The 11870-nt window shown below is 74.4% G+C and carries 10 protein-coding genes; 7 read left to right on the top strand and 3 right to left on the bottom strand.

Annotated elements, in window-relative coordinates:
- Positions 1–34: 34 nt before the first annotated feature.
- The 3 genes from AB0D93_RS29325 to AB0D93_RS29335 form a co-directional block, all read right to left on the bottom strand.
- Positions 35–850 (bottom strand): inositol monophosphatase family protein, encoded by an 816-nt coding sequence (locus tag AB0D93_RS29325; RefSeq protein WP_362125436.1) that lies wholly within the window; start codon positions 848–850, stop codon positions 35–37.
- 111 nt (positions 851–961) lie between these two features.
- A complete protein-coding gene (locus AB0D93_RS29330) occupies positions 962–2779 on the bottom strand; it encodes an RICIN domain-containing protein (RefSeq protein ID WP_362125443.1) in 1818 nt (605 codons plus the stop codon).
- A 134-nt stretch (positions 2780–2913) separates the two neighbouring features.
- Positions 2914–4065 carry an NAD(P)/FAD-dependent oxidoreductase gene (locus AB0D93_RS29335; RefSeq protein WP_362125712.1) on the bottom strand — a complete coding sequence of 384 codons (1152 nt, stop codon included), beginning with the start codon at positions 4063–4065 and terminating at the stop codon, positions 2914–2916.
- A gap of 1164 nt (positions 4066–5229) precedes the next feature.
- Here AB0D93_RS29335 and AB0D93_RS29340 point away from each other — a divergent pair.
- From AB0D93_RS29340 to AB0D93_RS29370, 7 genes are all read left to right on the top strand, one after another.
- Complete coding sequence (locus tag AB0D93_RS29340) at positions 5230–6237, top strand: Ppx/GppA family phosphatase (RefSeq protein WP_362125447.1); 1008 nt, start codon at positions 5230–5232, stop codon at positions 6235–6237.
- A gap of 163 nt (positions 6238–6400) precedes the next feature.
- Positions 6401–7306 carry an ABC transporter substrate-binding protein gene (locus tag AB0D93_RS29345; RefSeq protein WP_362125450.1) on the top strand — a complete coding sequence of 302 codons (906 nt, stop codon included), beginning with the start codon at positions 6401–6403 and terminating at the stop codon, positions 7304–7306.
- Positions 7303–8103 (top strand): ABC transporter permease subunit, encoded by an 801-nt coding sequence (locus AB0D93_RS29350; protein WP_362125453.1) that lies wholly within the window; start codon positions 7303–7305, stop codon positions 8101–8103. Before AB0D93_RS29345 ends, AB0D93_RS29350 begins: the two co-directional genes overlap by 4 nt.
- Positions 8100–8945, top strand: a complete 846-nt coding sequence (locus tag AB0D93_RS29355; RefSeq protein ID WP_362125456.1) for an ABC transporter permease subunit — start codon at positions 8100–8102, stop codon at positions 8943–8945. Before AB0D93_RS29350 ends, AB0D93_RS29355 begins: the two co-directional genes overlap by 4 nt.
- A complete protein-coding gene (gene mdlC, locus AB0D93_RS29360) occupies positions 8942–10552 on the top strand; it encodes a benzoylformate decarboxylase (RefSeq protein WP_362125459.1) in 1611 nt (536 codons plus the stop codon). The genes AB0D93_RS29355 and mdlC overlap by 4 nt, the downstream gene beginning before the upstream one ends.
- A 3-nt stretch (positions 10553–10555) precedes the next feature.
- Positions 10556–11308: an ABC transporter ATP-binding protein gene (locus AB0D93_RS29365; protein WP_362125462.1), complete on the top strand. Its 753-nt coding sequence runs from the start codon at positions 10556–10558 to the stop codon at positions 11306–11308.
- 203 nt (positions 11309–11511) lie between these two features.
- On the top strand, positions 11512–11862 hold the full coding sequence (locus AB0D93_RS29370; protein WP_362125465.1) for an acetyl-CoA synthetase: 351 nt from the start codon (positions 11512–11514) through the stop codon (positions 11860–11862).
- Positions 11863–11870 lie beyond the last annotated feature (8 nt).

The raw sequence follows: 11870 nt of genomic DNA on the forward strand, positions 1-11870 counted from the left end.
ACATCAGACGGCGTGGTGTGCGTCGAGGAGGCCGTCAACTCCCCTGGGCCGTCTGGTTCTTGACGAGCGCCATCAGGGCGGCGTGGGTCTCCGCGTCGGCCGCCGCGACGAGCCCGTTCGCGCCGCTGAGCACGGGCGCGCCGTCCAGGCCGGTCACCGTGCAGCCGGCCGCCCGGCACAGGGCGATTCCCGCCGCGAAGTGCACGCTGTCGCGCACGTCGCCGTCGGTCACGTAGGCGGCCCGGCGTCCGGCGGCGACCCAGGCCAGGGCGAGGGTGCTGGAGATCACCCGGGGCCGGAACCGCTCGGCGAAGCCGGGGTCGGCGAGCAGGCGGACCGCCTGGAAAGCGGGGGCGTTGGGGAAGGGCGGATCCAGGTTGACGTCCACCAGACAGGACCCCGCCCAGGGCGTCAGTGGCTCGTCGGCGCCGTCCCGGCGGACCCAGGCCGCCGCGCCGTCGGTCCAGAAGACCTCGCCGCCGAACGGGTCGGCGGTCGCGGCGGCGGTCACCTCCGGACCCTCCCGCAGGGCGACGTTCACGCCGACGAGCGTGGTCCGCACCGCGTAGTTGAGGGTGCCGCACAGCGGGTCCACGAGCCAGCGGCGGTGGGCGTCGGCGGCTCCGGAGCGTCCGCTCTCCTCGCCGGTCACGGCGTCGTCGGGGCGGGCGGCGCGCAGCACGTCCAGGACGGCCCGCTCGGCGGCGAGGTCCGCCTCGGTCGCGAAGTCCCCGGCGGACTTGTCGTAGCGTTCGAGCCGGCTGCCGTAGAGGTCACGGACCACGGTGGCGCCCGCCTGGGCCGCGGTCACGGCCCGACCGGCGTCCGAATCCCCGTTGATGATCGACATGTGCGCAGGATAGACCGCAGGCAAGTCCCCCGGCACCCAAACGGGTTGGCCCCGCGCGGGCAGGAGCACCCGCGCGGGCCGGGCCCGGCCGGTCAGCGGTGGCCCGGCCGGTCAGCGGTGGCCCGCCGGGCTCCCGTGGATGTGGGCGTATCCGGTCGTGGTGAGGGACAGGGTCTGTTCCGCGGCGGTGCGTCCGGCGCCCACCGGACTTCCGCTCCGGTCGGTCCAGTCGCGCACCGGCGTGGTCTCGGCGAGCCGGCCTGAGCGGGCGGAGAGGCCGAGCACGAGTCCGCTGTAGCGGTTGACCAGCCGGCAGGTGCCGCCGGAGGCGTTCGGGATCACGAACCACTGCTGTCCGGCGGTGGGGCCGCCGGTCCGCGCGGCCGTGACCGTGGGCCTGGCGCCCCAGGCGCGGCCCGCCGTGGAGGAGGAGTCGACGCCCAGCAGCCGTCCGCTCGCAGCGTTGGTGAGGGTGAAGGCGCCGTCACCGGTCGGTGTGAAGACCCAGGTGTCGCGGCCGGAACCGGTGGGCCGCGCCAGCGAGGTGGTGGCGGTGCCGCCGGACGCCTGGGCGAGGACGCGGCCCGCGCCGCTCGCGATGCGGTAGCCGCGGGTCGGGTCCACCGGGGCGGCCGCGGGCGCGGTGGAGTCGACGGTGAGGTCGACGTACTCGCCGGAGGCGTCGTGCGAGCAGCCGAAGGCGCAGTAGGAGCGGAAGGACCTGCCGACGATCGTGGAGCCGGTGCGGTTGGCGCTGTCGAGGAACCAGCGGTACCAGGAGGCGTTGGTGTAGCTGCCGGTGTCCCCGATGAGGTGCCACTTCTGGGTGGTCAGGTCGTCGGTGGCGTAGAGGTACTGCGGCGAGTTCCCGCTCTGGTCGACGGCCTGCGGTTCGCCGATGTACAGCCCGAGGTAGGCGTCGTAGGCGATGTTCATCACGAACAGCGGCGAGGTCGGGGGCATCGTGCCGGCCGCGATCTGCTGGGCGGCCGTGCCGGTGTTGGCCGGGTCGTACTCGCCGGAGACGGGGGTGTAGCCGGTGGGGTGGGCGGCGTCGGCGGGGACGATGTCGCTCTCCTTGCCGCCGGCGCCCGGCTGGGACCAGGTGCCGTCGTACCACTTGCGCCAGGAGCCGGGCGCCATCTTGGCGGAGATCGGGGCTCGGGCCACGTGCTCGTAGAACGCCTTCCAGCCGCCGCTTTTGTCGATGATCCGGGAGCCGTAATACACGTAGAAGTAGCCGGAGGCGGTGTCGACGAAGAGGCGCTGGTCGCCGTCGCCGTAGGAGTACGTCTGGTTCGGGAAGGCCGCCGTGTCCCCGCGCTTCGTGCTGTACGGGGACGTGATGACGTGGTCCTCGATGGTCCAGGTGCGGCCCCGGTCGGTGGAGACGGCGTAGTCGATGGCGTCGTAGTGCAGTCCGTCGCCGAAGGGCCGCGGGGTGAACTCGTTGTGCACCAGGCCGTACCAGTCGCCGGTGTCGGGGTCGACCCACACCCCGGACAGGTCGCAGTAGTTCTTCTGGGCGTAGCCGGAGCCGCTGGGCGCGTACGTCGCCTCCCGGCCGGTGGGGCTGTTGTTGCACCGCCAGGTGGTGTCGTCGTTGCGGTCGGCGGAGTTGGCGGGGTTCACCGCCTTGCTCAGGGCCTTGTCGAAGGTCGCGGAGTCGAAGTCCCTGCCGGTGTAGAAGTCCCACGTGCGCGGGTCCTCGGCGCCGTACAGCGCGGCGGACTGCTGGTAGTGGAAGGTGCCGTCCCGGTCGAGGTAGGGACTGGCGGGGGTGTCCGTGGGATCCGTGAAGGGTACCGGGGCCCCCACGGTCACGGTGTAGCCGGCGTCGGCGGGTGCGGCGGCCGACGCCGGTGGCGTGGTGCCACCGCCCAGGACCAGGGCGGCGGTCGCGGCCAGGGCGCCGCCTGCTCTGCTCAAGAGTCGCAACTGTGCTCCTTGTCGCCGAAGGGCCGGTTGCACGGAACGATCCGGCCCCGGCGGCCCTCCGGCAATGGACTCCAGTGCTCCGCCTCTTGCACTTTCGCGCGCGCACTCCCCTTGCGGGGCCCCGGTCAGGGCTGCTCGGGCGGTGCCGCGGACAGCGGGCTGTCCCAGGCCAGTTGGCGGATCAGGGTCTCGTCCGGACCTCCGGGACGGGCGACGACGGGGCCCGGCCCGGACGGGTTCCGGCCGCCGCGGGAAATGCCGCCGCTGACGGTGATGTTGTGCTCCACGCGCGGGCGGCGGTGCCGTTCGTAGGCGGCGAACGCGGCCGGCGCACCTGGCAGGTCGCGCAGCGCCTTGGCGAGGACGACGGCGTCCTCCAGGGCCATCGAGGCCCCCTGGCCGGTCGCCGGGGAGGCCGCGTGGGCCGCGTCGCCGATGAGCAGGGTGTGTCCCCGGTGCCACACCGCGCCCAGCGGCATCTCGGTGGCGTTGACGACCATGACAGGACCCCGGGAGGCGGCGGCGATGTCCGCTGCGGGTGCGGAGTCCTTGCGCAGCAGCGGCAGCAGGTCCTCGCGCCAGGCGGCGCGGTGCGCGGAGCCGCCGACGGGGAGGGGCTCGGTGCTCACCCTGGCGAACCAGTACGTGTGCGCGTCCGGCGAGACCGCGTACCCGAAGGTGGTCTCGCTGCCCCGGACGAAGGTGATGACGCCGGTGCCGTCCGGGCCGGGCGCTGTGCCGGAGTAGCCGTAGAAGATCCGCTGGCCCGCGTACCCGGGCCGCACACCGGGGGTGAGCAGCTTGCGCACGGTGGAGTTCAGCCCGTCGGCGCCGACGAGGAGGTCCGCGTGGGCGGTGGCGCCGTCGGCGAACCGGGCGGTGACGCCGTGCGGGCCGTCCGTCACGGCGACCAGGCGGGCGCCGTGGCAGAGCCGGATGCCGCGCCGGACCGCCTCGCCCTGCAGGGCCGCGTTCAGCTCGCCGCGGCGCAGACAGCGGTAGCGCAGACCGGGGTCGGCGATCTCGCCGAGCGGCGTGTGCGTCACTTCGGTGCCCTCGCTGTCGAGCAGCCGCAGCGAGGTCAGCGGAAAACCGACGGCCGTGACGGCGTCCGTGGCGTCGAGCTGGGCGAGGGCGCGCATGCCGTTGCTCGCCAGGGTCAGGAACGCCCCGATGTCCTCGGCCGTGTCGGGGTGTGCCTCGTACACGGTGACCTCGTACCCGGCCTTGCGCAGTCCGAGCGCGGCCGCGGTCCCCGCGATGCCGCCGCCGATCACCAGTACCCTCGTCGCATCCGTGCCGCTCAAGTGCCGCTCCCCGCGCCGACAGTGATGGTGACCATCTAAGGGCAGGGCCGGGCGTGGTGGCGGCCCCGGGGCTGAGATCCGGACAACGGGTGGCCCGAAGGACGCATCGCCCTCCGGGGGTTGCAGCGAGGGGGCCGGGCGGGCCGCGGGGCAGTCCGGTGATGTCCGCCTGACGGCCACCGCCGGCCGGCACGCCGTGACACCCGCCCGCACCGCCGTGCCGTTCAGTGCAGCGGCCGCCCCCGGGGGGAGCGCGCGGGGCGCGGCGGGGAGCCGGCCGGGGATCGAGTGCGAGCAGCCGGACGACCAGGTAGCGGTGCGGCCGGAAGGGCCCTGGAACTGCTCGGTCTCGTCGTCCCGGAGGGGACGGCCGAGCAGGGCCAGGCCGGTCACGCGGCCCAGACGGTGGTCGCCCAGCGGCGGTGCGTCCGCGTCCCCGAGGGCACAGAGGCCGACTTGGGCCGCGGTACGCGCGCCGATGCCCTGGAGCTTCGCCATCGGCTCGTGGGCGCGGACCGGGTCGCCGGCGGTCCCGTCGAGCCGGGTGGCGTGGCGGGCGACCTCGACGACGGTGCGGGAGCGGTGCGGGTCCACGACGGCCCTGCTGCCATTCCCAGCTCGGCACGGCCCGAGCAGGCCTCGGGCGAGGGCGGGACCCGCATGCCCACGGGTGCCGACCACACGCTGTTCGGTGATCGCCTCGAAGAAGCGCCCGGTTTGCACGGCACACGCAGGCCCGGCATACGCCGCCGGGTGGCGTGGAGGACCGGATGCCGGGCCGGAACAGGTCGGGGCGGTCGCCCGCGCCCAGTTCGGTGCGGACGCGGTCGACGAGTTCGCCGACTCCGGTTCCCCACGCGTGGACGCGGAGGTCGTCCAGCCGCTGCTGCCGGATGCGGTACGTGCCCGGCCCCGAGGCCGTCAGCGCCGTGCGCCACGGCGTGCCGTCGGGTTCGACACGGTGGGTGGGGTCGACCGGCCCCCGGCCGTGCAGAACAGTCACCTGGAGGGGGGAGTGACGCCCGGCGCCACTGCCCCGCACTCCGCCCCTGGGCGGCCACTCCGGTTGTGCCGTGCACACAAGCGCCCCCGAAACGACGGGTTCTCGGCCGGAAAGTGGGTACTCCCCCCGCCATGCGGGTGAGTGTGCTGGATGCGGGATCGAACACGGTTCGGTTGGTGATCGCGGATGTGGAGGGTGGCGTTCCGCTGCCGGTGCACACCGTCAAGTGGAAGCTGCGCCTGTCCGGACACGTCGGTCCGGACGGCACCATCGCCGACGAGGCGGTGGAGCAGTTGGTGAAGGCGGTGGCCTCGGCGGGGGCCATCGCCCGCAGGTGGCACGCGCCGGGGCCGCTGGCCTTCGCGACCGCGGTGGTGCGCAGCGCCCCCAACCGGCAGGAGGTGCTGCGGCGCGTCGCGGCCGGGACCGGGATCCGGATGTGCACGCTGCCGGGCACGACCGAGGCCGAGCTGACCTTCCTGGCGGCCCGGCGCTGGCTGGGCTGGCACGCCGGGCCGCTCGCGGTGCTCGACATCGGCGGTGGCTCCCTGGAGGTCGCCTTCGGACGGGGCCGGCTGCCCGACTTCGCCGCCTCCCTGCCGCTCGGCGCGAAGCGGCTCACCCAGGAGTACTTCGGCGTCCAGGACCCGCCGGGGCTGGAGGAACTGAAGGAACTGCGCCGCCGGATCCGCCACGAGCTGCGGGACGTGGCGGCGCGGATCCGCTGGGAACGGCCGCGCACCGCCGCGGTCAGCTCCCGTACGTTCCAGCAGCTGGCCCGGCTGTGCGGGGCGGCGCCCGGGCGGTACGGCCCGTTCGTGGAGCGGGACATGCGCTGCCGGGACCTGCGCGAAGCGGTCCGCACGCTCGCCGCGCTGCCCGCCGCCGAGCGTGCCCAGCTGCCCGGGATCTCCGCACCGCGTGCCGAGCAGAGCCTGGCCGGAGCGGTCGTGGGGCACACGGCGCTGAAGCTCATGGGGTTGCGCGGGGCGGTCGTCAGCCCGTGGGCGATCCGCGAGGGCGTCCTCCTGCGCTACTTCGAGGACGGCGCGGACTGGTGGACGGAGTTGACCGGCGCGGCCGACACGGAGCCGCGGTCTCCGGCGCCGGCCCTGCGCATCGCCGGCCCGCCGGCCTGACGGGCACGGCGCCCGAGAGTTCGTTCGCTTTTCTCCGAAGTCCCCGAATCCCGCCCTCAGCCTGTAGCGATCATGACAAATGAGGGGTAGTCATGCCTGCATGGCATTACGTCGATCACGACCGGGAACCAAACGGCTCGCCGCGCTCGTCGCCGCTGCGGCAATGATCCTCGCGGGCTGCGACAGCGGCGGGACGTCGCGCTCCGACGACGGACGGGAGCAACTGACCGTGGCGGCGCTGCCGCTCACCGACTCCGCAGCCCTCTATCTGGCCCGGGACCGCGGGCTGTTCGTCAAGGAAGGCCTGGACGTGCGCATCCAGCCCGTGCAGCAGAGCATCCAGGCGCTGCCCGCGCTGCTCAAGGGCCAGGTGAACGTGATCGCGAGCGCGAACTACGTCACCTATTTCCAGGCGTACGAGAAGGGCACTCTGGACCTGCGCATCGTCGCCGAGGGCGTCCGGATCGCCCCGCACATGATGGACGTCCTCGTCCCCGGGGACTCCGCCCTGAAGTCGCCCGCGGACCTCGCGGGCAAGAAGGTCGCCGTCGCCGTCCTCAACAACATCCAGTCCCTGACGCTGAACGCGATCCTCGACGCCCAGGGCGCCGGGCGTCCCGTCTACCGCCAGATCCTGTTCCCGCAGATGGGCCCCGCCCTGCAGAAGGGCCAGGTGGACGCCGCTCACGTGGTCGAGCCCTTCGACACCGCGGTCCAGGGCGAGTTGGGCGCACGCGTGCTGCTCGACGGCGGATCGGGACCGGCGCGCGGACTGCCCGCCAGCGGATACGTCACCACGGCCGACTTCGTGAAGAAGCATCCGAAGGCCGCCGCGGGCTTCCGGCGTGCCGTCGAGGCGGCATCCAGGCTCGCCGCCGAGGATCCGGGAGCGGTCCGCACGGAACTGCCGAAGTACGCCAAGGTGACAGCCGGCCAGGCCAGGTCGCTCCATCTGCCCGCCTATCCGGCGACCGCCGACCCGGCCGCGCTCCACCGCCTCATCCAGCTCATGCGAGCCCAGGGGATGCTGACGAAGGACATCGATCCGGCACCTCTGCTGGTGAAATGACGCAGCGTCAGGACCTGCTGCTGGGCCTGCTCGGTGCGGCGGGGGCCTTCGGGGTCTGCGAGGCGGTCGCCCGCGCCGGGATCGTACGGCGCAGCTATCTGCCGCCGGCCTCCGAAGTCCTCGCCCGCGCCGCCCGGTTGGCGGGTGACCGGGCCTTCCTCGACGGCATCGGGGTGACCCTGCGGGCGTGGGCGCTGGGACTCGGGCTCGCCTGTGCGATCGCCGTGCCGCTGGGACTGCTGCTGGGCGCGGTGCCGGTCGTGGAGGCGGCCGCGCGCGCCGTGGTCGAGTTCCTGCGGCCGCTGCCGTCCGTCGCGCTGATCCCGCTGGTGTCGCTGCTGTTGGGGTCGGGCACACGGACGGAGGTGACGCTGATCGCGTACGCCTCGCTCTGGCCGGTGCTGTTCAACACCGTCTACGGCCTCGGCGAGACCGACCCGCTCGCCAAGGACACCCTGCGTGCCTTCGGGTTCGGGCGGCTCGCGGTGCTGCTGCGGGTGGAGTTGCCCGCCACGGCCCCGTTCATCGCCGCCGGTGTGCGGATCTCGGCCGGGGTCGCCCTGATCCTCGCCGTCGCGACGGAGATCCTCTCCGGCTTCGGCCAGGGGCTCGGCATCTTCATCGCCCAGGCCCAGACGGAGACGGACGGCACCCGGGACGTGCTGGCCGGGGTGGTGTGGGCGGGCGGTCTCGGGCTGGTGATCAACGGCGTACTGGTGGGCGCGGAGCGGCGGTTGTTCGCCTGGGCGCAGGAACCCCGCCCGGAGGCGGGCAGGCCGGAGCGGGGCCGCCCATGACGCGGACACAGGCCGGCGAACAGCACGGACCGGCGGCCGGCTCGCCCCGGGCCACCGCCGTCCCCTTCCTCCTGCGCTGGTCGGTGCTGCTGGTCGCCGTCGGCTGCTGGGAGCTGGCCGCCCGGGCGCAGGGCAGCGTCTACTTCCCGCCGCCGCTGCGGATCGCCCGGCACGCCCGCGACCTGTGGTTCTCCGGCCCGGTGAGCCATCTGTTCCTCACCTCGGCCGCCGTCGACACCATCCTGCCGAGCCTGGGCCGGATGGCGGCCGGGTTCGCCCTGGCCGCCGTCGCCGGGATCACCCTGGGACTCGCGGTGGGCCGCTCGCGGCGGGCGTACGCGCTGTGCAACCCGGTGCTCCAGTTCGCGCGGGCCGTGCCGCCGCCCGCGCTGGTGCCGGTGTTCGTCGTCGTCTTCGACTTCGGTACGCCCATGCAGGTGGCCTCGATCGTGTTCAGCGCCGTATGGCCGGTGCTGATCAACTCGGCCGAGGGCGCCCGGGCCACCGACCCGCTGCGGCTTCAGGTGGCGGCCGTGCTGCGGCTCACGGCACCCGAGCGGCTGTGGTTCCTGATCCTGCCCTCGGCCCTCCCCCGGATCTTCGCGGGGCTCCGGCTCAGCCTGTCGCTGTGCCTGATCCTGATGGTGTTCTCGGAACTGCTGCCGGGCAGCGACAACGGCATCGGCTTCACGCTCACCGACGCCCAGACACGCTCCGACCTGCTCACGGTGTGGGCCGCGCTGATGCTGCTCGGCGCGCTGGGTCATCTCCTCAACACCGGACTGCTGGCGGTCGAGAAGCGGCTCGTCGGCCCCAGGGCATCCACAGGGAGGACGGCATGACGGCGGCCACGGTGCGTGAGGCGGTCGTACGGCTTCTGCGGGACACCGGCATGACCACGGTCTTCGGCAATCCGGGCTCCACGGAGCTGCGGATGTTCCGCGACTGGCCGGACGACTTCACCTATGTGCTGGGCCTGCAGGAGTCCGTCGCCGTCGGCATGGCGGCCGGGCACGCGCTCGGCACCCGGCGGGCCGCCTTCGTCAGCCTGCACTCGGCCGGCGGCGTCGGACACGCGCTCGGCGCGGTGTTCAACGCCTTCCGCGACCGGGTGCCGCTGGTGATCGTGGCGGGCCAGCAGGCGCGCTCGCTGATCCAGCTGCGGCCGTTCCTCGGCGCCGACGAACCGGCCCTGTTCCCCCGCCCGTACGTGAAGTCCGCCCGCCAGCCGGAGCGGGCGGAGGACGTGCCGGCCGTGCTCGCCGAGGCGTACCGGGTCGCGATGACGCATCCCCGCGGCCCGGTGTTCGTGTCGGTGCCGGAGGACGACTGGGACCGGCCCGCCGAGCCGGTCGCGCCCCGCACGGTGCACTCGGCGTTCACCGCCGCCCCGGACGCGCTCGACTCACTCGCCGCCCGGCTGGACGCCTGTGCCCGTCCGGCCCTGGTGGTGGGCCCGGGTGTGGACGACGAGGAGGCGCTGGACCAGGTCGTGGAGCTGGCCGAGCGGATCCGGGCCGGGGTGTGGATCAGCCCGCTCTCCGGCCGCTCCGGGTTCCCGGAGACGCATCCGCTGTTCCAGGGGTTCCTGCCGCCGATCGCCCGGCAACTGGCCGCGCGCCTGGCGCCGTACGACGTGGTGGTCGCCCTCGGCACCCCGGTGTTCACCTATCACGTGGCGGACGACGGACCGCCGCTCGCGCCCGGCACCGAGCTGTTCCACCTGGACTGCGACCCCGGCCAGGCCGCCTGGCTGCCCGTCGGCACCAGCGTCGTCACCACCCTGCGGCCCGCCCTGGAACGGCTCACCGGGCTGCTGCGGAAGGAGCCCGACCGCGACCCGCCGCCGTCCCGGCAGGCCCCCGTCCCGGCGCGCGCCGACGGGCACATCACCCCGGAGCTCTTCTTCGATCTGCTCAGCGCCCGGCTGCCGCGCGACCGGGTGCTCGTCGAGGAGGCGCCGAGTCACCGTGACACGCTGCACGCGCGCGTGCCCGTCGAGTCGGGCGGCGCCTTCCTGACCACGGGCAGCGGGGCGCTCGGCTGGGGTCTGCCGCTCGCGGTCGGCCGGGCGCTCGCCGACCGGCGCCGGGTGGTGTGCGTGGTCGGCGACGGCTCGGCGCTGTACACGGTGCAGGCCCTGTGGAGCGCGGCCCGGCACACGGCACCGGTCACCTACGTCCTGCTGGACAACGGCGGTTACGCGGCCGTCCGCGCGCTGGGCCGCCGGATCGGCATCGCGCCCGTCCCCGGCACGGACATCACCGGCATCGACTTCGCGGCCCTCGCCGAGTCCCTCGGCTGCCCGGCGGCCCGCGTCGAGCACGCGCAGGAGTTGCCGGCCGCCCTGGACCACGCCCTGGGCCGCGGCGACGGCACCGGGCCCTTCCTGCTGCACCTGCGGGTCACCGGCAGCGCGGGCACCCTGTACGAGCCCTGGGCCGGGTGAGGGATGCTGCGCCTCGACTCCGTCAGTCGCCACTTCGCCGGCCAGCACGTCCTGGACCGGGTCAGCCTCACCGTGCCCGACGGGCAACTCCTGAGCGTGGTCGGCCCCTCCGGCTGCGGCAAGTCCACGCTGCTGCGCACCATCGCGGGGCTGCTGCCCGTGCAGGAGGGCTCCGTCACGATCGACGGGACACCGGTGACGGGTGTACCGGAGCGGCTCGCGGTCGTCTTCCAGGAGTACGGCCGCTCGCTGCTGCCCTGGCTCACCGTCCGCGACAACGTGGCGCTGCCGCTGCGCCGCAGGGGACTTGGGCGGGCCGCCCGCCGGGCCGAGGCCGAGACGATCCTCGAACGCGTCGGTCTGCACGGGGTGGCCCGGCGCCATCCCCGCGAGCTGTCCGGCGGCATGCAGCAGCGCGTCGCCATCGCCCGCGCGCTGGTCTGCCGGCCCTCCCTGCTGCTGATGGACGAGCCGTTCGGCTCGCTGGACGCGGGCACCCGCGAGGATCTGGAGGACCTGCTGCTGGAAGTCCACCGCACGAACGGCACGACCATCGTGTTCGTCACCCACGACATCGACGAGAGCGTGTACGTCGGTGACCGCGTCGTCGTCCTCTCCCCCGGCCCCGGCTCCCGCGTCGTCCGCGACCTGCCGGTCGACCTGCCCGGCGAACGGGACCAGCTCACCACCCGGAGCCTGTCCGGGTTCGTGAAGCTGCGCACGGAGGTGGGACGGGCGGTCCGCGGCGGCGGGTGAGGCATGCTGGGAGGCGTACCGGGCGGCCGGGAGGTGATGGCATGCGGAGGTGGGCCCATGGGTGCGCGATCGCCGCGGTCGTCGTCCTGACGGGGTGCGGGGCGTCGGCGGGGCGGGCGCCGGGCGCCGGTACCGGAGCGTCGGGGAGCCGGTCGGCGCCGCCGTCCGGGCCACCCGGGGTCCCCGGGTCCCCCAGCGGCCCGGTGCCCTCGGGCGCCTGCGTCGCCGGGCACGCGGACGTCTCCGTGGCCCCCGGTGGCCCCGTCCGGCACCGGCTGTGCGTGCGTCCGGGGACGGTGGTGAGCCTGACCCTGCGGCCACGCGCGGACGACAAGCGGTGGACGGGCGTGCTGAGTTCGGCGCCCGCCCTGGTCGTGGCGTCCGGCTGGCGGCTGGACGGGGACGGCACCGCGCACGCCACCCTGCGCTGCGCGGGCACCCGGGGCGGGACGGCGCGGGTCACCGCCGTGGCCAGGACACCGGACGTGGCCGGGGCCGCGCGGCCGGTCTTCACGCTGGACGTGGACGTGGTGCCGTACGCGCGGGAGGGGTGACCCCGGTC

It is taken from the genome of Streptomyces sp. NPDC048191, assembly GCF_040652655.1.
Taxonomy (GTDB): Bacteria; Actinomycetota; Actinomycetes; order Streptomycetales; family Streptomycetaceae; genus Streptomyces.